Origin of the sequence: Paraeggerthella hongkongensis, assembly GCF_003726035.1 — a bacterium.
Classification (GTDB): Bacteria; Actinomycetota; Coriobacteriia; order Coriobacteriales; family Eggerthellaceae; genus Paraeggerthella; species Paraeggerthella hongkongensis.
Genome location: NZ_QICD01000024.1, coordinates 16,713 through 37,437, shown reverse-complemented (window position 1 = coordinate 37,437; position 20,725 = coordinate 16,713). Strand labels below are relative to the sequence as shown.

Below are 20,725 nucleotides of genomic sequence, written 5' to 3'. Positions count from 1 at the left end.
CTTGTCCTTTCCTTTTCGGCAGGCCCCTTCGGCCCACCCTTAGGCAAGGATTCTCAAACTTAGCTGCACGCGTACGGCTAAGTTCAAGAGAAAAAGCAAAGTGTTCGGTTCAGCCTGCAAATCAACTCCCGTCAATCGGCGCGGGGCGCAGTTCTCGCTTCGTCGTGGAATATCTCCTCACGTTCGACGAAATGCGCTATACTGCATCGTTACATGCGAAGACGAAGACAGCGCCGGGTAGCGGCGTCGCCTCCAGAGACGGGTCTCATCGGCTGAAAGGACCCGGGCGGCCAACGCGGTGATTCCCTTCCGAGCAGCAAGGCTGAACGCGGGGCGCGCGAGCGCGGACGTGCAGTAGGCTTTGACGGGCGCTCCCGTTACAGAGCGTAATGAGCGGGCGGCCAACGGTCGCATGTCTTGCCTGGTCGTTGCGATGTCCGGTCGAGCGTGCACGCAGGTCGTCAACCGAGGTGGTACCGCGAGAGCCTTCTCTCGTCCTTGGATTGGGAAGCAATTCCCTCAACCAACGGCGAGAGAAGGCTCTTTTGTTTTTCGCCGCCGATGAGCGCGTTCGCGCGAGCTGCGGCGGCGTTGCAAAAAGAAGACGGAAAGGGAGCGCGAAACATGGCAATCGTGGACGAATTGGAGGCCTTGCGCACGCAGACGCTCGACGCGATCGCTCAGGCGGGCGAAACCGCCGAGCTTGAGCACGTGCGCGTGGCGGTGCTGGGCAAGGCGGGTACGCTGACGGGATACCTGCGCAGCATGGGTCAGGTGGCGAAAGAGGAGCGAGCCGCGGTTGGCAAAACCGTGAACGAGGTGCGCGTGGCCGTGGAAGAGGCGCTGGCCGCCCGCAAGGCCGAGCTTTCGGCTGCCGAGCTCGAGGCCAAGATCGGCGCGAGCGCGGTTGACGTGACGCTGCCCGGTCGTGCCCAGCAGATGGGAACGCGCCATCTTATCAATCGTATAACCGACGAGGTCAGCGAGATTTTCCTTGGTTTGGGCTACACGGTGGCGCAGGGTCCCGAAGTGGAGACCGACTACTACAACTTCGAGGCGCTCAACGCTCCTGCCGATCATCCGAGCCGCAGCTTGGCCGACACGTTCTACGTGGTCGATCGTTCCGGCGAGAAGGCTGCAGTGCGCGGCGAGTCCGACGTGCTGCTGCGTACGCAAACCTCGGGCGTGCAGGTGCATGCCATGGAGGATCAGGACCTGCCCATCTACATTATCGCTCCCGGTAAAGTGTATCGTCGCGACGTGGCCGATCCGTCCCACCTCCCCCAGTTCACGCAGATCGAGGGCTTGGTTGTGGACAAAGGCATCACGTTCGGCGATCTCAAGGGCACGCTCGACTACCTGTGCAAGCAGCTGTTCGGAGAGGAGCGCAAAACGCGCTTTCGCGCTCACTACTTCCCGTTTACGGAGCCCTCGGCCGAGGTGGACGTAAGCTGCGGCATCTGCCACGGCGAAGGCTGCCGTTTCTGCAAGGGCACGGGTTGGCTGGAAATCCTGGGTTGCGGCATGGTCGACCCGAACGTGTTGTCCATGTCGGGCATCGACCCGGAAGAGTACTCCGGATTCGCGTTCGGCATGGGCGTCGAGCGCATTGCCTGCCTGAAGTACAACGTTCCCGATCTGCGCATGCTTCTTGAGGGCGACATGCGCTTCCTTCGTCAGTTCTAAGGAGTCGCAAGCTATGAAAATATCTTTGAAGTGGTTGAGCGAATACGTCGAGGTGCCGGGCGACGTCAAGGCGTTTTGCGATCGATTGGACCTGACCGGTACGGGCGTCGAGGCTGTGGAGAAGACGGGCGCGTCGTTCGACGGCGTGGTCGTGGGCTACGTGGAGACGTGCGAGCAGCACCCTGACAGCGATCACATGCACGTGACCACGGTAAGCGTGGGCGCGGACGAGCCGGTGCAGATCGTGTGCGGCGCGCCGAACATCGCGGCCGGCATCAAAGTGCCGGTTGCCACCATCGGCACCGTCATGCCCGGCGATTTCAAGATCAAGAAGTCGAAGCTGCGCGGCGTTACCAGCTGCGGCATGTGCTGCTCTCAGCGCGAACTGGGCATCGGCGGCGATCACGAAGGCATCTGGATTCTTCCCGAGGACGCGCCTGTGGGCATGCCCATTGCCGAGTACCTGAAGATGTCCGACACGGTGCTCGATCTTGAGGTCACGCCGAACCGTCCCGACTGCTTGAGCGTGGTCGGCATGGCGCGCGAAGTGGGCGCTATGTATCGTACGAACGTTGTCAGCCCGCTTGCCGACATGGCTGCCAGGCTGGAGGTTGATGCGAGTGACCAGCCTGTTGATCAGGTGGTTCGCGTGAGCATTGAGGATTCGGTGCGCTGCCCGCGCTATACGGCGCGCGTGATTCGCGGGTGCAAGGTGGGACCGAGCCCTGACTGGATGGTCGAGCGCTTGGCCGCTATCGGCCAGCGCTCCGTCAACAACATCGTGGACGTTACCAACTACATCCTGTTCCTGTTCGGTCAGCCGCTTCATGCGTTCGACCTGGCCAAGCTCTCGGGTTCCGATGGATGCGCTTCCATCGTGGTCCGTGCGGCCGAAGACGGCGAGAAGCTGGTTACGCTGGACGGGGAAGAGCGCGCGCTCACGTCCGACATGACCGTCATCGCCACGCCCGAGCTCGGCGCGGTGGCGTTGGCCGGCGTTATGGGCGGCCTTGACACCGAAGTGACCGAGGACACCGTGGACATCTTGCTGGAGGCTGCTGCGTTCGAGCCGGGCCGCACCAGCCGCACCAGCCGTAACCTGGGCCTTATCAGCGAAAGCTCCATGCGCTACGAGCGCGGGGTGGACGACCACGGCATCGACGAGCGTTCTGCCGCGGCCGCCGCGCTGATCGTGGAGGTTGCAGGCGGTCGCGTGAGCGCTGCCGCAACCAACCAGCTCGGCATCGTGGACGAGTGGCCGGCGCCGTCGCAGGCTGTCGAGCTGGAGTTCCGCATTCCGCGCTTCTGCGCCATGATGGGCGCCGATATTCCGCGCGAGGACATCGTCGACATTCTCGAGCGCTTGGGATGCGCGGTCTCGTCGGCTGGCGAGGCGGACGTGCTGGCCGTGGTCGCGCCTACGTTCCGGCCCGACCTCGAGCGCGAGATCGACCTGTACGAAGAAGTGCTGCGCCTGTGGGGCATGGATCGCGTGCCGTCCACGTTGCCGGGAGGCCCTGGCCGCGTGGGCACGCGCTCTGCGCTCGAGCATGCGCTCGATACCGTCAACGACGTTATGCGCGCAAGCGGCCTGAACGAGACCATGACCTACTCGTTTGCCGAGCCGGGCGACCTGGGTCGCCTGCGCATGTCCTCTGAAGGCTTGGGAGAGCCGGTCGAATTGATCAACCCGCTCAACGCCGATCAGTCGGTGATGCGGCAAAGCATCGTTCCCGGTCTGGTTCGCAGCGTCGCCTACAACCAGAGCCGCGGCGTGAAGAACGTTCAGCTGTACGAAACCGGCCAGGTGTTCTTCGCTCACGAGGGACGCAAGCAGCCGAAGGAGCGTCGTCGCGTGGCTGGCGTGCTGGCCGGCGCCATGCGCGATGCGGGATGGAACGAACGCCCCGACGCCTTCGATTTCTTCGACGGCAAGGGCGTTGTAGAGAGCCTTGCGCGCGAGCTGTCCATCGCGAAACTTCGCTTCAAGGCTCTTTCCGCCGAAGAAGCTCCGCATCTGCAGCCCGGACGCGCGGCCGAGGTGCTGGCGGGCGGCACCTCGCTCGGTTGGGTGGGCGAGCTGCATCCGCTGGCCGTCGATGCGTACGAGGCAACGGCACCGGTGGTGGCGTTCGAGCTGGACGTTGACGCGCTGGTGAAGTCGAGCCGTCCTGCGCGCGATTACATTGACGTGCCCACGTTCCCGGCGGTGTCCATGGACGTGGCGTTCGTGGTGGACGAGGACGTTGCTCATGAACGCCTGGTGCAATGCATGAGCTCGGCTGGCGGCAAGCTGCTCGAGGACGCGCGCTTGTTCGACGTGTACCGCGACGAGCAGCGTGTGGGGGCTGGCAAGAAGTCGATGGCCTATGCGCTTACGTATCGCGCGGCCGATCGTACGCTTACCAGCGAGGAGGTCGACAAGACTCACGAGCGTCTCGTGAAGAAGGTGTGCGGGGCGACGGGCGCCGAGGTGCGCGGTTAGCGTTTCGGTCATAATAGGCTAATCGAGAGTATTGCGCGGTTGCTCGAGGGCGCCGCGCGGCCAGACGGCGGGAGCAATCCCGCCGTCTTCGCATGGGGGAGGCGAGCAGCATGAACCAGAAGATCGCGATCATGACGGATACGAATAGCGGCATCATGGCTGAAGAGGCTCAGAGGCTGGGCGTGTTCGTCGTGCCTATGCCGTTTGTCGTGGATGGCGAGGAAGGCTTCGAGGGCGTGAGCCTTGACGCCGACCGGTTTTACGAGCGACAGCGTGCCGGAGCGAACATCGTCACCTCCCAGCCTTCTATCGTCGACTTGGGGGAGCGTTGGCACGAGCTTCTGGGCACGTACGACGATATCATCTACATTCCCATGTCAAGCGGGCTTTCCGGGTCTTGCGAAACGGCATGCACCCTGTCTCGGCACTTCGAAGGCCATGTGCACGTGGTGGACAACCAGCGCATCTCGGTCATGCAGCGCGAGTCGGCGATCGACGCGTTGCGCTGGGTTGAGGCTGGGCTTTCGGCGCAGGAGGTGTGCGATCGCCTTCATGCCACGAAGTTCGACGCGAGCATCTACATCATGGTGGACACCATGGCCTACCTGCACAAGAGCGGCCGAATCACCCCGGCAGCTGCGGCCATCGGGTCGGTGCTCAAGATAAGGCCGGTCCTGCAGATTCAGGGAGAAAAGCTCGACGCGTTTTCGGTGGCCAAGTCCACGAAGGCGGCGAAGCGCACCATGTTGAAAGCGCTTGCGCGCGACGTGGACGAACGTTTCGGCGGTGTTGGCAACGTGCATCTTTACGTAGCTCATACGGATCGCGACGACGACGCGCAGTCGCTTGCGCAGGATATGCGGGATCAATTCGGCAGCGACGATGTGTTCGTGGATCGTTTGCCGCTGAGCATTGCCTGCCATGTGGGTCCCGGTGCCCTGGGCGTCGGGTGCGCGAAAATCCAACACTAGGACGCATGACGGCGGTTCGGCGAAGCGTTGCGGGTTCTTGGACGGTGCGCTTGCCTGCCCGATGGTTGCCCTGCCTTGATGCTCGGGCGACGGCTTTCCCGCTGCGCCCTTGCCGGCCTTTTGTCAAAACGGAAGAGTTTTGTTGGTCCTTAAATTAGGATAAAGGGAAGTGTCAGGCGATTGACCTGGTGTGATAAAAAACGCCCACGGAAGCATCGCCCCGACAAGGCGAAAAACCGCCGCAAAACTCATCCGTTTTGACAGCGGGCGCAAGGCATCGTTGCAGTACTTTGGTTGGCGTGCGTTTTCTGACTGTTCGCTTTCGCTAACAGCGGTACAATGGGCCGCGAAAGAAAGGATGCGCGTATGTATGATGGACTGATCAGCCCGGGCCGCAACGACGAATGTTGGTGCGGCAGCGGTAAAAAGTACAAGAAGTGTCACCTCGTCCATGACGAGCGGCTGCAAGAGCTCTACGAGCAGGGATTCGAGGTACCGCAGCGTTCCATGCTCAAAACGGCGGCCGATATCGAAGGCATCAAGCGCAGCGCTGCTATCAATATCGGCGTGCTCGACTACGTTGCCGAGCATATCGGGCCGGGTGTGACCACGGCGGAAGTCGATCGATGGGTGCACGATTTCACGGTGGAGCATGGCGGCATTCCCGCTGACCTCAATTACGAGGGCTACCCGAAAAGCGTGTGCACGTCCATCAACGAAGTGGTCTGCCACGGCATTCCCTCAGAGGACGATGTGCTGCGCGAAGGCGATATCGTGAACGTGGATTGCTCCACTATCCTGGACGGCTACTATTCGGATTCGTCGCGCATGTTCTGCATTGGGGAAGTGTCCGAAGAGCGTCGCCGTTTGGTGGAAGAAACCAAGAAAGCCCTGGAAGCAGGCCTTGCCGCGGTCAAGCCGTGGGGTCTACTGGGTGATGTGGGGGCGGCTGTGAACGAGCATGCGAAGTCGTGCGGTTATTCGGTGGTGCGCGAGTTCGGCGGACATGGCATCGGGCTTGACTTCCACGAGGATCCGTTCGTGAGCCATGTTGCCGAAGCGGGTACCGGCATGGTGCTTGCTCCAGGCTGCTGCTTCACCATCGAACCCATGATCAACGCGGGCGAGCAGGAAATCGACATGAGCGATCCGAACGGATGGACCGTTCGCACGGCGGATCGTTCGGACACGGCCCAGTGGGAAGTTCAGCTGGTCGTGACCGAAGATGGCTACGAGCTTTTGAGCTGGTAAGAGAAAGGGCTCGGCGACGATACGCATCGCGCCGAGCCCTTTCGGGAGGGGAAGAAGACTTGGTTATTTCTGGGCTACCATGCGGCCGATGACGTAGCCTTCAGTGTAGCAGCGTCCAAGCGACAACCCGAACACGGTGAGCGGGTAGTCTATGCCGCCGTAGAAATGACCCGAACAGTTGCCGATGGCGTACAGGTTTTCTATGATCTCGCCTTCGGGCGTCAAGCACTCGTGGTTCTCGTTGATGTCGACACCGGAGCAGATGGCGCTCATGCGCACGTGGCGATGAATGCCGTAGTACGGAGGCGTATCGATGGGAGCAAGGAATTTTGCCGCTTTCCCGAAGTCGACGTCCTTGCCCGATGCGGCCAAGTCGTTGTAGTGAGCGATCGTTTTCGTGAACGTTGCCGTATCGGTGATCCCGAGCTTTTTGGCCAGCTCTTCAAGGGTGTCGGCCTTGAACGTGTTGATCTGCCCTTCGAACACGCCCGTGCGCTCGACGTTCTCTTCGGGCATGTAGGTCTTCAGGGCTTCGGGGTTTACCAGTTTTCCCGGCCAATCTGCCGCTGCGGTCATGTAACTGCTGTCGAACACCTGGCAATAATGCCCGGCGTCCTCGGCCGATCTCAGATAGCAGTTCATGAGGGACATCTCTACGGTTTCGTTCACAAAGCGCTCGCCGTTCATCTTCACGGAAAGAAACGGCATGTCGCACATAGACGCGGGGCCCGCATCGAAATCGTGGAGCATCTTCGTATGGGCAAGGTTTTCGATCTTGCCGCCAGCCCAAACCACCATCTTGTGGCCGTCTCCGGTCTTGTTGCTTTGCTTGGGCTGGAAATTCGTCATGTCCGGTTGATAATAGTGCAGCATGTCTTCATCGTTTTGGTAGTCACCGCATGCTATGATCACGCCTTTCGACGCGTTGAACTGGACGTAGCCGTCTTTGCCTTTCGCGATAACACCCACTACTTTACCCGATTCGTTCTGGACGAGTTGCTCAGCTGGGGTGGAATAGAAGATTTCGACGCCTTCTTTTTCTGCTGTGGTCGCCAACGCCCGCATGCCGTCGCCCGTGTTGTAGGGCTTGGGTCCGAAGAAGGACGTGACGAAGTTCATGGTGTAGCCCTTGCGGTTGATCAAGGGCATATGCTGCTGGTTTCCTTGGTCGACAACTTGCGCGCCGCTTTCGGCGGCTTTTTCGATAACCCAAGACACCGCTTCACCCGAGTTTTTCGCCCAGAGTTCGATGAGCGCTCGATTGGGGCGATGCTGGTTGTCGGCCATAAGCTGCGAAACGAGATCTTCTATGTCAGCTTGATCGCTTGTTGCCAGATCTATACCACTGCCCGAGTTCCCCTGGCTGATAGCTTGCTGCTCTTTCTGGAGCAGTGCGACGCGTGCGCCTGCTTCCAAAGCTGAGAGCGCCGCAGGTACTCCAGATGCGCCTGCGCCTACGACCACCACGTCGTACTCTTTGGTAGTTGCAATATTGGTGATAGCAGCCGGCTTTTCCAGAAAAGAGGGAATCCCGGTGCGCAGATGGCCGGCTGCCGTGGTTTTCTCGCTTGCTTTGGCGGTGGCGCTGTCGGCGTTTTTCGCTGCGGTACCCTGCGGTGAGCAGGCGCCCAGCGTGCTTGCTGCCGCTATTCCCGCTGCTGTCATGCCTCCGAATTTGAGCAGATCTCGACGGCTGATGCCTTGATTCTTGTTTTGCTTGGCCATTTCATCCTCCTTGAACGTTGGCGTTTGCCGCACTTTGTCGCTTGCCGTTCGGTGGTCGAAGCTTTCTTCAGAGCGGCTCCCTCGATCGAAACCATAGCGCTCGGTCAATCTGCTTGTCTTTCGTCTACGGCTTTTCGCGAGGGATTATTTCTGTCACCCTTTGCTATCATCCTAGTTTCACCAGGGGTTTTCTTGCCGTTTGTTTTTGCAGGGATTTTGAGGCGGTTGTATCCTTCGGTACAATGAGCTGCAGGCATGCAGCAAGGGGTGCAGCGTTCTGAGGGGATTTTATGGCGAAAAAAGAGCAGAGCGAACAGCATAGGTGCCCGCCAGGGCCTCTTTTTCCCTGGCTGCCTTCGATACCTTTGTTCTTTTTGGGGCTTGGCGTGTACCGCGCTTGGATCGAGATCGTGTTCGTGGGTTCCTTTATTTCGTTTCCGGCGGCTGAAGTTGCGAGCCATGATATGTTCGATGTTGCGATGATAGCGACGATGTTCGCATGCGCTGCTTTAGCGAAGCGCGTTGGCCCCTTGTTCGCTCGCAAATCCTTGTATGCGATAGCGGGTGCTGCTTTGGTGCTTTCAACCTGCTGCATGTTCGTTTCCATAGGGGTTCCTTCGATGTCGGCACAGGTGGGATTGCCTGCTGCATTGTTGGGCGGGTTCGGGATAGCATTGGTCATCTTGCTGTGGTCGGAACTGTATAGCTGCCTCAACCCATTTAGAGTGGCATTGTACTATTCTGCATCCATGATGGTGGCAGCGCTGCTCATCTACGTATGTCGAGGGATGTCCATTCCTTGGCTCGCCATGATTGCGTCGACGTTTCCCATTGTGTCCCTTTCCTGGGTGGCTGCCGGATTCCGATCGCTTCCCGCTGATGAGCTGCCCTCCGCATCCGGGACATCGTTTTCGTTCCCGTGGAAAATAGTTTTGCTCATGGCCATTTACGCATTTGCCTATGGGCTCAAGGAGTCGTCGATGTATCAATCGACGTTTGGGCCGCATTCGACTTCGGGTGCCATTGTTGTTGCGGCTGTCGTGTTTGCGGGGGTCATTGCTCGCGGCGGTAAATTCGATTTTGCCATTATCTATCGGCTGGCACTGCCCCTTATGGTCGCTGCGTTTCTTATTCTTCCGAACGTCGGGGTGCTTAATCAAGCCATGTCCGATTTTTGCACGAGTGCTTCATATACGGCGTTCTCCGTGCTCATCATGCTCATCATGGCGAATCTGAGTTATCGCTACGGAGTGTCGGCTGTTTGGTTGTTCGGCATCGAGCGCGGCGTGCGCGCACTGTTTTCACTGATTGGCCGACAGGTTGAAACGTTGCTTGGGTCCCCGACGTTTGGTCTTGCGGGATCGGATGCGGTGGTGAGCGGGTTGGTGATCGTCATGGTGGTGGCCGCTACCATGATCCTCTTTTCGGAGAAAGAGCTGTCCAGTCGTTGGGGTATGGCATTTCTTGACGAACGCAGTCCGTCGGCCGATACGGCGCTTGTTAAAAAGCAAGAGCTGGCGAACCGGTGTCAGACGCTCGCGCGAGAGCGAGGGCTGTCTCCTCGCGAGGAGGAAGTGTTGTTGCTACTCGCTCAGCATAAAACCGTTGGGTCTATTGAGCGCGAGCTGTTTATTGCGAACGGCACGGCTAAAACCCATATACGGCATATTTACCGGAAGATCGATGTTCATTCACGCGACGAGCTGATAGATGCCCTCGGCCTCTACGGCTAATTTAACAAACAAACGTTCGTTTTATGCTATACTCTTTTTGAAAGAAAAAGAGCCAGTGCAAGCGCTGTTTCCCATCGGGCCTTCGCGATGGGCAGCCCATAGATGGCGTCGGTGTTCCGCGTCGCCCGTACCACGCTTGCAAGATCCTCTCAAATCTTGGGACGCTTGCGAAGGGGTGCTTGCCATGTTGGATGTTCGTCGAGGAATGTGCTGCGTCGAATCCGAAGCTCTTGTGCTTGTTGAAGTTATGCCCTTATGCTGCATTGACCCTCTTGAAGCTGCGGTTCTTGCAATGCGGGTAGAGGCGGCCGCGGATTCCGACTTATCGTCCATCGGCCTGCCCGTGCGCTGTGCTGCCGTTATGCCCTGTGCGACGGCGTTTGCATTAGCCGAGGGGGTTGGCGATGTCGTGTTTTGATCTGAACGCGGCCGAAGGCTCGTATTGGGAACAGAGAAGAGCGCCTATCGAGAAATTGCCTACCCTTCAGGATTTGCTGGCATGCTGCAATGTCGATGCGTTCGTTCGGGTTGTCTTGGACGAACATGCTGCGCGGCTTTGCACGCCCTGCGGCGACGATTCGTCCAAGCGGCGTCGCAAGAAGGAGCGCCGGCTAGCCTGTACGCTTGATTCGATGAAGCGTATGTCCATCAAGCGAAAGTGCGGGCGTGATCGAGTCCTTTTGCCTCGCGAGTTCTTTATTTCCCACGAGCAGATGGGCTTGATCGAGCGGCGCGTGGGCGTTTGGCTCGTGCACCGTGCGGACGTTCCTCTTGCCCGCGCTGTGCTCGAAGCGCATCCCGATGACCCCGTTGAGCAGGGTGTCAGTCTGCCGGAGCATTCTCTCTCGCTTGCTCCTTGGGAGGACGCGTTGTCGAGTCGCGTGTGGTTAGGGGGCTCTTGGAACTTGTACGAACGCTACCTTGTGCTCTCGTCTGCATTTTGGGAAATGACGCATTTCGGGTTTGATCGCGATTGCGTCGCGGCTGCTCAGGCGCGTGCGAAAACGAAAACGCCGCCAGAGGACACCGTAGTTGACGGCTGTCTTTCTGTCACGGTGTCTGATTTGCGTTTGCGTAGGGCGACGGACTTCGGGTTGATCGTTCCCGATCGTTTCGACGAAGCGCGCCGTGCGTGTTTTGCGACGCGCGTGGCTCGCCTCAATCGCGCTGCCGATCTTGACCTTTGCTGTCGGATCGTGGATTTGGACGAAGGCAGAGGTTCTTGATGTGGCGTGCTAGACACGTGTCGGGCATCATCGTATGATGGCGATCGATTGGAAGACGATGCGGATGAACGGGGAAGGGAGGGCCACCATGATCACCGTAGGAGACGTGCTTGCCCTTCCTGTGTTCGAGAGCGTACGCCTAGCTGCTCCTTGCGAGGGCTTTGCCGGTCGTTCCGTTGTGAATGCGGGCATTCTGGATGAAGAGCCTCCTGCGAACGGGTACAAAGAATTTTTCCCGAACGAGTTTATCCTTTCGTCGCTTGGGTTTGCGCGGCGCGATCCTGCCTTGGCGGAGCGCTCTATCGTTTCCGTCATGGAATGCGGCGTGGCTGCTCTTGCCATTAAACCTGCTGCTCAAGATGCTATTGGGCCGCGCGTTATCGAGTTGAGCGAACGTCGGGGCATTCCTATCCTGTTCTACGAAGGCCGCTACTACGAGCAGATACTGTCATCAGTTCTCTCCCTTATTCGAACCGATCAAGAGCAGTCCAGCAAAAGCCGTCTTATCGATGGCCTTGTGGCCGATCGGGTGGCGGCCGACGTTCGCGCCTCAATGTACGACATAGCGCGCGCAACGGGGGCGACACTCCAATGCTTTGCGGTGCAGCCGATGGGTGGCGACGACTGCTCTTTGTATGCGGAGCTCAGCGCATTGTCTTCGGTGCTTGCATCGTTTAGGAAAGACTGGGGGAGCGTCGAAACGGCGTATGCGTGTCGCTATCACGATTACTTGCTGGCGTTCGTGTCGTATTCCAGGCCTCCCATCGATGGACGCTCCCATTCCGAACCCGATCTTATCGGTCGTATCGAAGCGATGTCTTCCGTGCGTTGCGGGGTAAGCGAAGAGGTCCCTTTGGGCGAGGGCGATCTAGCTGTTCGCCAGGCGCGGTTCGCTCTTGAGCATGCGCATGAATTGGAATCGACGGTTGTGCGATGGGCCGACCTCGGCGTCGATGCTTTTCATGCGGCTGCGCGGGTTGACAGGTTGTTCGCTCGCGCAAGCGCACTGTACATGCGCGAGCTTGAGTTGCATGACCAGTGCAACGATACCGATCTTCTGGCAACGGCGCGCGCGTTTGCGGATGCGTTCGGCGATGTTCGGAGTGCGGCAGAGGCTCTTTACCAGCACCCCAACACCGTGCGGTATCGTTTGCGCAAGATCAAGGCGGTGCTCGGAATGCCCGATTCGTCCGATCGAGAGCTGGCTCGCTTTCTGTCGCTCGTGTTCCTGTAGGCTGGCTTATGTGCAGTCTTTTGTGCAATTGCACAAAAGACTGCATGCGTCTTTGGCTGCTCGTACAACGGTCTAGCACGCCCTGTCGTCTATGCTGGACGTACCGAACAGGAAGGAGCCAGCAAGATGAACGGATTGAACGAAGCAGCCGTTTCGGCTATGGTCGGGCTTCCGCTCGAAGACCTTTCGTACTGCCTCAAGTTGGCAAAGCGCCTTGAAAGGCTTGGCGTGGACGGAGAGCGTGCGAGCAGCGGCTTATGCGATCTGATCGAGCGGGACGCAATTCCATCTGAATAGAACATTTCGCCAGACGGTCAAAGGTTTCCCGACCAGATGCGTTGAGGGCTGCGTTGAGAGCGACGCGGCCCTCAACGCATTGCTGGTTCGATCGCTCGCTTGGATGGCTTGCAAAACGCCTGCGCTTCGCGATCTCCTTTTCGTGCGGTTCGCACGATGCCTCACGCGCTTCTCTCCGCGCGTTGCCGCCAGCGCGCCGCCAAGGAAATCGACGGTAAAACAAGAAGGCGCCCGCGGGCGCCTTCTTTGAAAAGGTAGGGAGCATCGACCGTTAGTCGGCAACCTCAACCAGCGTGATCTCGAAGTTGAGATCCTTGCCCGCCAGTTCGTGGTTCATGTCAAACGTTGCCACGCCGTCTTCGATAGACTTGACGAACACGGGGAAGGGCTGACCGCCAGGGCCCATCATGTACACGGTCTGTCCCACGGGAAGCTCGTTGCCGTTCGGGATCTGGTCGATGGGAACCTGCTGAATCATGCTGTCATCGCGCTCGCCGTACGCCTCGGCTGCCGGGATATGGACCGTTTTCGTCTCTCCCTGAGCCATGTCCTTCACGGCCGTGTCGAAGCCGGGGATCATCTGGCCGGCCATGCACGTGAACTCGATGGGCTCGCCTCGATCCACGGAGGAATCGAACTTGGAGCCATCGTCAAGCGTTCCCGTGTAGTGGACCTTGACCTTCTTGCCTTCGTTGCTCATAAGAGCTCCTTTTCATCCAGAAATCAATAACCTCAGTCTACCTGAGTGCTTTCGTCATTCTCGTCCGCAGGGCAAACTTGCTCCAAGTTGCCACAAGTTTGCAAGCGTCCTCTCGGACGCATATCGCGCGCTTCAAGCAGGGTTATCTCGAAGTTCAGCGCTTTGCATACGGCATCGTGGTTGAAGTCGAATACGGCGTGCGTATTCGACAACTCGATCAAACGAGCCGGACACACGCGTCCGTCGGTGCCCTCCAGGCTAACGATTTCTCCCACGACCAAACGGGCGTCTGAAGGAATCCGATCGAGCGGCATCTCCATGACTCGATCGTCTCGGCGATCTTCGTAGGCGACGTCCGCCCCTGCACGGGCAAGCCGCGTTTCGCCAACGGCCATGTCGCGTACCGTCTCGATGAACTCCGGCGGCATCCACCCGTCAAGGCAAGGGAATTCGATGGGCTGCTCGGTTTGATCGATGAACGTGAACCCATCGTCGAAGAACCCACGGTACGCCACCTTCACCAGGCGCCCTTCGTTGCTCATCGGGATCTTTCCGCAAGCGTTGCCAGCGTCGTGCGCTGTTCGACCAGGTGGGCAAGCGGTTCCAGGTACGGACGGTCTTTGTCTTCCAGTCCGCGCTCGGCCAGCTCGATCACGAGATCGCACAGCTTTGCGACGGGCTTTCCGTACACAGTCGCCTCGTATCCGTACGCCATGAGCGCGTTTTTGGCATCCTCGTAGTCCTTCGCGTTCACCCGTGCGAGCAGCTCGTCGAGCGCATCAAGGCTTTCGGGGGAGTAGAACAGCCCTTTGATAAGGCTTGCGTACGCGATGACGTAGGGGATGGGCATGGCGTCTGCGGGCCTGATCTCAATGTAGGTTTTCAGACGCACGTCGTTGAAGAACATGGACACGGCGTGCTCCACTTCGGCACTCGTCATGGCACGTTCGGCGTAGATGTCGCCGAACGTGCGCTCCGAATAGCACCACTGCTCCTTTTTGCAGGGAACCAGGATGGCTGGAGCATCAAGGATGTAAGCGGCGTAGCTTCGAAGGTCGAACCCGGGGTCCAGCACGCCCGGCACCAGTCCGCATCGATCGTTGTCCATGTGCTGCCAGATCTTGGTGCGCACCAGCTGGTGCGTGCGGGGCTTTCCTTCGAACACAGGCGTGTTGTCGGTGATAAGCGACAGGATCGGGACCAGCGCATACGCTAGACGCAGCTTGCGGAGGCAGTCTGCCGTGCTGGTGTAGTCGATGGACACTTGCGTGGAAGCGCTGCCCCGCATCATGCAGGGGCCGCACGTGTCCTTCTCGCTCAAGTACAGGTTCATGAACTGGTAGCGCCGTTTCGGAATGAGCTCCAAGCTGCGCGCCGTTGCGGTTGGGTGGTACCCCTCAGTGAGCATGCGCTCGCCTACGGGTGTCAGGATTTCTTCGACCAAGCGCTCGAACTCGTCGAACGTTTCGCGAGCTTTAGCGAGGTCGGAGAAAGGGCCCGCAGAAAGCTCCACCTGGGCGGCGGGTTCGATGGTGACAGCTTCGCCCGGGCGGGCAACGCCCAGCAGATCACCTTCGGGGTCGGTGGTTGCTTCGGGGTACTGAGCGCGAAGCTGCTCGAGCAGCCAGGCAACCCCGTGTTGACCGCTGTAAGAAACGGGACTCATATCGTCGTGCACGATGGTGTGTTCCAGCTCGATTCCCAGCTGGCCGCGGCTTCCCTCGGGCTTGATGCCGCTCTCGAAAAAAGCCGTCAGCGCTTCAATATTCTGTTCGCGCGCGGGCTGGTGCTGCATCGTGCGAGCGGAAGCCGCGCTGTCGCGTGTGGCTGTTTTATTCATGTAGCAGACTCCTGAACATCGTATGGCCGATGAAATCGTACGGCATTTTCTATACAATACTCTTTTGGTCGCCGAGCTTGTCGGCAAAATGATATCCATTCGCTTTTCCATTCGGGGACGAGGCTGGGTTTGGACGTTCGTATCACAAAAAGAACAGCGCTACTGCTACTGCTCGACATAGTTGCAACATACGCCGCATATTGGCTGGCATCTCTTCTCACCGATGTGGAAGGCGAGGTCTTCGTCAATAACGAGATCTACTTCATGCTGGGCATATTGGCCATCATCAACGTCGTTGTGCTGGGGATGTTTCGTCTCTACAGCAACTTATGGGAGTATGCCAGCGTTGACGAGGCCATCCAGATCGTCTTGGCCGTGGTGCTTTCCACGTTGGGCGGCGCCGTGTTTCTTTGGGTCATCGACGTGCGTCTCCCCATACGCGTGTTCTTTGTGGCCTGCTTTCTGCTCATATTCTTTATGGGGGGCATTCGCTTCCTCTTCCGCGTCATGCGGCAGAAGGGCCGCGCGCTCGCCTCGGCTCAGCGCATATGCGATCGCCCCCGGACGCTTGTGGTGGGCGCAGGCGAAACCGGTTCTCTGGCCATCGGCCGCATGGCTTCGATGGATCCGCTCATGCCCGGCATTCCGCTGGTGGCCACCGACGACGACCGTTCCAAGCGAGGCAGCCGCATCCACGGCGTGAAGGTGGAGGGCACGACCGACGACATCGTTGCGCTGGTCGACAAGTACGACATCCGGCAGATCGTCGTGGCTATCCCGTCGTCGACGCCCGAAGAGCGCAAGCGCATCTACGGCGAATGCACGAAAACCGATTGCAAGCTGCGCACGCTGCCGAACGTGCGCGAGCTTTCGCTTGACGAGATCGGCGACGTCACCCTGCGCGACGTCGACGTGGCCGACCTGCTTGGCCGCGAGGAGATCGTGCTCAATACGCGAGCCGTGTCGGGCTACATCGCGGGTGAGACCGTGCTTGTTACGGGCGGTGGCGGTTCCATTGGCAGCGAGCTGTGCCGTCAGCTGTGCAAGGTGGCTCCGGCGCGCATCGTCATCTTCGACATTTACGAAAACGATGCGTACATGCTGCGCAACGAGCTGCTGTCCGAGTACGACGACATCGAAGTGGTTATCGAAATCGGAAGCGTATGCGAAGAAACGCGCATCGACGAGGTGTTCTCGAAGTACCGCCCCGCTGCGGTGTTTCATGCGGCCGCCCACAAGCACGTTCCTTTGATGGAGTCGTGCCCGCGCGAGGCTCTGCGCAACAACGTGTTCGGAACGCTCAACACCGTGCGCGCAGCCGATGCCTACGGCGCCGCCCGCTTCATCTTCATCTCTACAGACAAGGCGGTGAACCCCACCAGCGTCATGGGAGCCACCAAGCGCATGGGCGAAATGGTGGTCCAGTATTACGCGCGCACGTCGAAGACCATCTTCTCGGCAGTTCGTTTCGGCAACGTCCTTGGCAGCAACGGCAGCGTCATCCCGGTGTTTCAGCGCCAGATCGCCGCGGGCGGGCCGGTTACGGTCACGCATCCTGAAATCGAGCGGTTCTTCATGACTATCCCGGAAGCCTCTCGTCTGGTCATCCAGGCTGGCGGCATGGCCCATGGCGGCGAGATCTTCATTCTTGACATGGGGGAGCCTGTCAAAATCGTTGATTTGGCGAAAGGTCTTATTCAGTTGCAGGGGCTCACGCCCGACGTGGACGTCAAAATCGTGTTTACGGGTCTGCGCGAAGGCGAGAAGATGTACGAAGAGTTGCTGATGGACGAAGAGAGCACGCTTCCCACGGACAACCAATCCATCATGATCTCTACCGGTCAGGACATCAGCTACAACGAGGTGGCAGCGAAGCTCGACGAGCTGAAGGTTGCTTTGAGCAAAAGCGACGAAGAGGCGGTGGCCATTCTGGAGAGCGCCGTCCCCACGTACCGTCACACGCCGAATAAGTAGCAGGGTAGCCGGGGTGTTTTCGGGCAGCTGCTTTGCTACTCGTGTATCCTTTTCATTTCCATGCTTGTCAAACGGCCAGATCTTTTTTAGGATGGTCTTCGGTATTGAATCGCTTCTGTTTTGTGCAACCGCACAAAACGAGTGAGCCGAAACGTCGAGCCCACGGCGCGGGCATACGGAAGACGGAGGGGATCGATATGGCGATTGCAACGGGAATCGTTGGAGCAGCCGGATTCGCAGGCGTCGAGCTGACGAGGCTCATCTTACGCCACCCCGAGTTCGAGCTGCGCGTGGTCACGTCCAACGAGCTGGCCGGTTCGTCCGTCGCTTCCGAGTATCCCGGGTTCACCGGAGCTACCGATCTTGCGTTCTCCGCGCACGATGATCCTGCGCTCGACGCATGCGACCTCGTGTTTCTTGCCGTGCCGCACACCGCGGCTATGGCTATGGCGCCGCGCCTTGTTGAGCGCGGGGCGACGGTGGTCGATCTTTCGGCTGATTTCCGCTTGAAGGATCCTGCGGTTTACGAGCAGTGGTATGCAACGCCCCATACGCAGACCGACTTGCTTGCTCGGGCTGCTTTCGGCCTGCCTGAGCTGTTCCCCGATGATCTTGCCCGTGCGGCCGTCGATCGGGCGGAAGGCAAGGGCGTGCTGGTCGCATGCGCCGGCTGTTATCCTACGGCCACGTCGCTTGCGGCCGCGCCCGCGGTGCGCGCGGGGCTTGCCGCCGATGGCGCACCGGTTGTGGTCGATGCTATTTCGGGCGTGACCGGCGCGGGCAAGAGGGCTTCCGCCCGCACGCACTTCTGCTTTGCGGACGAGAACCTGGAAGCGTACGGCGTCGCCACGCATCGCCACACGCCCGAGATCGAGCAGATCCTCGGCCTCGACGGGCGACTCGTGTTCACGCCGCACCTTGCACCGCTCAACCGAGGGCTGCTTTCGACCGTCAACATTCCGCTTGCCGTCGATGTCGCCGACGATGCAGCCGCCGTTCTCGATCGTTACCGCGCGTTTTACCGCGATGCTCCGTTCGTTCAGGTGCTCGATGCCGGCTTGATGCCCAAGACGTCGTCGGTTGTGGGCACGAACTATGCTCATATCGGGCTTGCCGTCAATGAGCGCGCGCGTATGCTCATTGCGGTATGCGCTATCGACAACCTGGCGAAAGGCGCGGCTGGTCAGGCCGTGCAGTGCGCGAACGCAGTATGGGGAATGCCTCAGACCTGCGGTCTTGAACCGATTGCCGTTCCGGTGTGATTCCCGTCGACCCTCACGAGAAAGAGGCTGTTATGACGCACCAGACCAATTCTTCGACATCGGCCACGGGCGGTTCCGTGGCGCCTTTGCGCCCGGTTTCCGCGCCATTCGGCGCGACGGTGCCTCCGCCGGTCGAGGGCGGCGGCGTGACGTCCGCGCGCGGATTTCGAGCAGCTGGCGTGCATGCGGGCTTTCGCAAGGAGGTCGGGCGATTGGATCTTGCGTTGGTCGTTGCTGACCAGCCGTGCGCCTGCGCCGCCGCATTCACGAAAAACGTGTTCTGTTCGGCTCCGGTCACGGTATCGCGCGGACATCTCGACGGCGTGGGTTACGGCACGGCACGCGCAGTGGTGGTGAACTCGGGAAATGCGAACGCGGCAACGGGCGCTATCGGTCTTGAAGCTGCGGAAGAGACGGCTCGCCTTGCGGGTGAGGCTGTGGGATGTCCTGCTGACGAGGTGCTGGTGGCCTCCACTGGCGTCATCGGCGTGCACCTGCCCTTGGCCCCGTTCGGGACCGGCTTGCCCCAGGCGGTCGGCCAGCTTTCAGCGGAAGGCGGTGCCCAAGCGGCTCGCGCCATCATGACAACCGACACGCGGCCCAAGGAAGCAGCCGTCACGTTTTCGGGCGACGGCGTTGGCTACGAAGGCTGCACGTTCACGGTGGGCGGCATGGCGAAGGGTTCCGGCATGATCATGCCGAACATGGCCACGATGATCGCCGTCATCACGACGGATGCGCCCATCGTGCCCAATGCGCTCCATGACGCGCTCGTTCGCGCGGTCGACGTCAGCTTCAATAAGGTGACGGTCGATTCCGACACGTCGACGAACGACTCGTGCTTCCTGTTCGCAAGCGGCGAGGCTGCACCGCAGGGCGCGCCGTCGTTCGATCCGTCCGGCTTGGCGTTCGCGCGTTTCGAGCAGGCGCTTCATGCGGTTTGCCAGGATCTTGCCCGCGCGATGGCTGCAGACGGCGAAGGCGCAACGCGCCTGGTCACGGTTAACATGTCCGGCGCTGCGACCGACCAAGATGCTGACGCGGCGGCCCGCGCCGTGGCCAATTCGCCGCTGGTCAAAACGGCCGTGTTCGGCCACGATGCCAACTGGGGCCGCATTGCGGCGGCCATCGGAAAAAGCGGCGCCGCGTTTCGCCAGGAAGACGCTGCGATCGACATCATGGGCATGCCCGTATGCCGGGGCGGCTTGACCGTCGCGTTCGACGAGGACGAGGCTTTGCGTCGGTTCGAGGAAGCCGAGATCGTCATCGACGTAGACCTTGGCGCAGGAAATTCGGAAACTACGGTTTGGACGTGCGATTTTACGCACGACTACATTACGATCAACGGAGATTACCGCTCATGAAATACGCGAAGGATACACGCCCCAAGGGCGCATCGACCAAGGCTGCCGAAGTTCTCGTCGAGGCGCTACCGTGGATTAAGAACATTACAGGTAAAACCGTTGTCATCAAGTACGGCGGCTCTGCCATGGTCGACGGGCGGCTGCGCGCCGACGTCATGAACGATATCGTGCTGCTGAAGATCGTCGGCGTGAATCCCGTTATCGTGCACGGCGGCGGCAAGGCCATCACCGAAGCCATGGACCTCATGCAGTTTCCCGTGGAGTTTCGGGAAGGCCAGCGCGTCACCACGCCCGAGGCCATGGATCTGGTGCGCACGGTGCTCATGGGCAAGGTGAACCAGGAGCTTGTCGAGGCGTTGAACGAGCATGGCAACTTCGCCGTAGGCGTGAGCGGCGCCGATGCGGGTGTCATCGTGGCCGAGCAGGCTTCGCCGGAACTGGGCCGCGTGGGTCGCATCACGCGCATCAACCGTCCTCTTCTGGACGACCTCGTAAGCGCCGACTACATTCCCGTGGTGGCCTCGGTGGCCCTTGGCGAGGACGGCGGCTTCTACAACGTGAACGCCGACATGGTAGCCGGTCATATAGCCGCGGCCATCGGTGCGCACAAGGTGGTGTTCCTTACCGACGTGGACGGCCTGTACGAGAACTTCGAGAATAAAGATTCGCTCATCTCGAACCTGACGCTGTTCGAGGCGCAGTACATGGTTGAGAACAACATCGTGTCCACGGGCATGATACCCAAGCTCAAGTCCTGCATTCACGCGCTGGATGCAGGCGTGTTCCGCGCTCACATCCTGAATGGAACAACTCCGCATTCTTTGCTGCTGGAGCTTTTGACCAGCACCGGCGTGGGAACCACCATGCATTCCACCGAGGAGGCGTGCGCGTTCGATTCGCATCCGCTGGGCAACTTCGCTTCCAAGCTTTTGGAGAATCGCCAGGCAGCCAACGCGGTATCGTCGAACGGTTAGGAG

The 20,725-nt window shown here is 59.8% G+C and carries 17 protein-coding genes; 12 read left to right on the top strand and 5 right to left on the bottom strand.

Annotated features, from left to right (window positions below; genetic code table 11):
• The first annotated feature begins 624 nt into the window (after positions 1 to 624).
• The 4 genes from pheS (at position 625) to DMP08_RS09925 (ending at position 6,393) form a co-directional block, all read left to right on the top strand.
• Entirely contained in the window at positions 625 to 1,686 is a 1,062-nt protein-coding gene (pheS, locus tag DMP08_RS09940) for a phenylalanine--tRNA ligase subunit alpha (RefSeq protein ID WP_114567678.1), read from the top strand.
• A gap of 13 nt (positions 1,687 to 1,699) precedes the next feature.
• Positions 1,700 to 4,171 carry a phenylalanine--tRNA ligase subunit beta gene (gene pheT, locus DMP08_RS09935; RefSeq protein WP_123192738.1) on the top strand — a complete coding sequence of 824 codons (2,472 nt, stop codon included), beginning with the start codon at positions 1,700 to 1,702 and terminating at the stop codon, positions 4,169 to 4,171.
• Positions 4,172 to 4,281: 110 nt separating this feature from the next.
• Positions 4,282 to 5,142 carry a DegV family protein gene (locus DMP08_RS09930; protein WP_123192737.1) on the top strand — a complete coding sequence of 287 codons (861 nt, stop codon included), beginning with the start codon at positions 4,282 to 4,284 and terminating at the stop codon, positions 5,140 to 5,142.
• Positions 5,143 to 5,508: 366 nt separating this feature from the next.
• Complete coding sequence (locus DMP08_RS09925; protein ID WP_123192736.1) at positions 5,509 to 6,393, top strand: methionyl aminopeptidase; 885 nt, start codon at positions 5,509 to 5,511, stop codon at positions 6,391 to 6,393.
• Between the two features lie 63 nt (positions 6,394 to 6,456).
• On the opposite strand, the gene DMP08_RS09920 is transcribed toward DMP08_RS09925, so the two are convergent.
• Both DMP08_RS09920 and DMP08_RS12655 read right to left on the bottom strand, forming a co-directional pair.
• Positions 6,457 to 8,118 carry an FAD-dependent oxidoreductase gene (locus DMP08_RS09920; RefSeq protein ID WP_123192735.1) on the bottom strand — a complete coding sequence of 554 codons (1,662 nt, stop codon included), beginning with the start codon at positions 8,116 to 8,118 and terminating at the stop codon, positions 6,457 to 6,459.
• 166 nt (positions 8,119 to 8,284) lie between these two features.
• Positions 8,285 to 8,725 carry a hypothetical protein gene (locus tag DMP08_RS12655; RefSeq protein ID WP_244596920.1) on the bottom strand — a complete coding sequence of 147 codons (441 nt, stop codon included), beginning with the start codon at positions 8,723 to 8,725 and terminating at the stop codon, positions 8,285 to 8,287.
• A gap of 13 nt (positions 8,726 to 8,738) precedes the next feature.
• Here DMP08_RS12655 and DMP08_RS09915 point away from each other — a divergent pair, with 13 nt between their 5' ends.
• The 4 genes from DMP08_RS09915 (at position 8,739) to DMP08_RS12510 (ending at position 12,608) form a co-directional block, all read left to right on the top strand.
• Positions 8,739 to 9,851, top strand: coding sequence for a helix-turn-helix transcriptional regulator (locus DMP08_RS09915; protein WP_244596919.1), 1,113 nt, complete (start codon positions 8,739 to 8,741; stop codon positions 9,849 to 9,851).
• A 641-nt stretch (positions 9,852 to 10,492) separates the two neighbouring features.
• Positions 10,493 to 11,077 carry a hypothetical protein gene (locus DMP08_RS09905; protein ID WP_148042353.1) on the top strand — a complete coding sequence of 195 codons (585 nt, stop codon included), beginning with the start codon at positions 10,493 to 10,495 and terminating at the stop codon, positions 11,075 to 11,077.
• 88 nt (positions 11,078 to 11,165) lie between these two features.
• On the top strand, positions 11,166 to 12,311 hold the full coding sequence (locus DMP08_RS09900) for a helix-turn-helix domain-containing protein (RefSeq protein ID WP_123192731.1): 1,146 nt from the start codon (positions 11,166 to 11,168) through the stop codon (positions 12,309 to 12,311).
• A gap of 126 nt (positions 12,312 to 12,437) precedes the next feature.
• Positions 12,438 to 12,608: a hypothetical protein gene (locus DMP08_RS12510; RefSeq protein WP_170158414.1), complete on the top strand. Its 171-nt coding sequence runs from the start codon at positions 12,438 to 12,440 to the stop codon at positions 12,606 to 12,608.
• Between the two features lie 271 nt (positions 12,609 to 12,879).
• Here DMP08_RS12510 and DMP08_RS09895 read toward each other — a convergent pair whose 3' ends face one another.
• Genes DMP08_RS09895 through DMP08_RS09885 form a run of 3 tightly spaced genes read right to left on the bottom strand, consistent with a single transcriptional unit; the run spans position 12,880 to position 15,148 of the window.
• Positions 12,880 to 13,308, bottom strand: coding sequence for an FKBP-type peptidyl-prolyl cis-trans isomerase (locus DMP08_RS09895; RefSeq protein ID WP_114567635.1), 429 nt, complete (start codon positions 13,306 to 13,308; stop codon positions 12,880 to 12,882).
• A 32-nt stretch (positions 13,309 to 13,340) separates the two neighbouring features.
• Positions 13,341 to 13,850 (bottom strand): FKBP-type peptidyl-prolyl cis-trans isomerase, encoded by a 510-nt coding sequence (locus DMP08_RS09890; protein WP_123192730.1) that lies wholly within the window; start codon positions 13,848 to 13,850, stop codon positions 13,341 to 13,343.
• Positions 13,847 to 15,148 (bottom strand): glutamate-cysteine ligase family protein, encoded by a 1,302-nt coding sequence (locus tag DMP08_RS09885; RefSeq protein ID WP_123192729.1) that lies wholly within the window; start codon positions 15,146 to 15,148, stop codon positions 13,847 to 13,849. The genes DMP08_RS09890 and DMP08_RS09885 overlap by 4 nt, the downstream gene beginning before the upstream one ends.
• 264 nt (positions 15,149 to 15,412) lie before the next feature.
• Here DMP08_RS09885 and DMP08_RS09880 point away from each other — a divergent pair, with 264 nt between their 5' ends.
• The 4 genes from DMP08_RS09880 to argB all read left to right on the top strand — a co-directional run bounded on the left by DMP08_RS09880 (position 15,413) and on the right by argB (position 20,722).
• Positions 15,413 to 17,122 carry a polysaccharide biosynthesis protein gene (locus DMP08_RS09880; protein WP_244596918.1) on the top strand — a complete coding sequence of 570 codons (1,710 nt, stop codon included), beginning with the start codon at positions 15,413 to 15,415 and terminating at the stop codon, positions 17,120 to 17,122.
• A gap of 197 nt (positions 17,123 to 17,319) precedes the next feature.
• Entirely contained in the window at positions 17,320 to 18,384 is a 1,065-nt protein-coding gene (argC, locus tag DMP08_RS09875) for an N-acetyl-gamma-glutamyl-phosphate reductase (protein ID WP_123192727.1), read from the top strand.
• A 32-nt stretch (positions 18,385 to 18,416) separates the two neighbouring features.
• Positions 18,417 to 19,748, top strand: a complete 1,332-nt coding sequence (gene argJ / locus DMP08_RS09870) for a bifunctional glutamate N-acetyltransferase/amino-acid acetyltransferase ArgJ (protein ID WP_123192726.1) — start codon at positions 18,417 to 18,419, stop codon at positions 19,746 to 19,748.
• Positions 19,745 to 20,722, top strand: coding sequence for an acetylglutamate kinase (argB, locus tag DMP08_RS09865; protein WP_114567629.1), 978 nt, complete (start codon positions 19,745 to 19,747; stop codon positions 20,720 to 20,722). The genes argJ and argB overlap by 4 nt, the downstream gene beginning before the upstream one ends.
• Positions 20,723 to 20,725 lie beyond the last annotated feature (3 nt).

What these genes read in the sequence shown, in the direction of transcription:
- pheS (WP_114567678.1), top strand. Translation starts at nt 625, where the DNA reads ATGGCAATCGTGGACGAATTGGAGGCCTTGCGCACGCAGACGCTCGAC.
- pheT (WP_123192738.1), top strand. Translation starts at nt 1,700, where the DNA reads ATGAAAATATCTTTGAAGTGGTTGAGCGAATACGTCGAGGTGCCGGGC.
- DMP08_RS09930 (WP_123192737.1), top strand. Translation starts at nt 4,282, where the DNA reads ATGAACCAGAAGATCGCGATCATGACGGATACGAATAGCGGCATCATG.
- DMP08_RS09925 (WP_123192736.1), top strand. Translation starts at nt 5,509, where the DNA reads ATGTATGATGGACTGATCAGCCCGGGCCGCAACGACGAATGTTGGTGC.
- DMP08_RS09920 (WP_123192735.1), bottom strand. Translation starts at nt 8,118, where the DNA reads ATGGCCAAGCAAAACAAGAATCAAGGCATCAGCCGTCGAGATCTGCTC.
- DMP08_RS12655 (WP_244596920.1), bottom strand. Translation starts at nt 8,725, where the DNA reads ATGGAAACGAACATGCAGCAGGTTGAAAGCACCAAAGCAGCACCCGCT.
- DMP08_RS09915 (WP_244596919.1), top strand. Translation starts at nt 8,739, where the DNA reads ATGTCGGCACAGGTGGGATTGCCTGCTGCATTGTTGGGCGGGTTCGGG.
- DMP08_RS09905 (WP_148042353.1), top strand. Translation starts at nt 10,493, where the DNA reads ATGTCCATCAAGCGAAAGTGCGGGCGTGATCGAGTCCTTTTGCCTCGC.
- DMP08_RS09900 (WP_123192731.1), top strand. Translation starts at nt 11,166, where the DNA reads ATGATCACCGTAGGAGACGTGCTTGCCCTTCCTGTGTTCGAGAGCGTA.
- DMP08_RS12510 (WP_170158414.1), top strand. Translation starts at nt 12,438, where the DNA reads ATGAACGGATTGAACGAAGCAGCCGTTTCGGCTATGGTCGGGCTTCCG.
- DMP08_RS09895 (WP_114567635.1), bottom strand. Translation starts at nt 13,308, where the DNA reads ATGAGCAACGAAGGCAAGAAGGTCAAGGTCCACTACACGGGAACGCTT.
- DMP08_RS09890 (WP_123192730.1), bottom strand. Translation starts at nt 13,850, where the DNA reads ATGAGCAACGAAGGGCGCCTGGTGAAGGTGGCGTACCGTGGGTTCTTC.
- DMP08_RS09885 (WP_123192729.1), bottom strand. Translation starts at nt 15,148, where the DNA reads ATGAATAAAACAGCCACACGCGACAGCGCGGCTTCCGCTCGCACGATG.
- DMP08_RS09880 (WP_244596918.1), top strand. Translation starts at nt 15,413, where the DNA reads ATGCTGGGCATATTGGCCATCATCAACGTCGTTGTGCTGGGGATGTTT.
- argC (WP_123192727.1), top strand. Translation starts at nt 17,320, where the DNA reads ATGGCGATTGCAACGGGAATCGTTGGAGCAGCCGGATTCGCAGGCGTC.
- argJ (WP_123192726.1), top strand. Translation starts at nt 18,417, where the DNA reads ATGACGCACCAGACCAATTCTTCGACATCGGCCACGGGCGGTTCCGTG.
- argB (WP_114567629.1), top strand. Translation starts at nt 19,745, where the DNA reads ATGAAATACGCGAAGGATACACGCCCCAAGGGCGCATCGACCAAGGCT.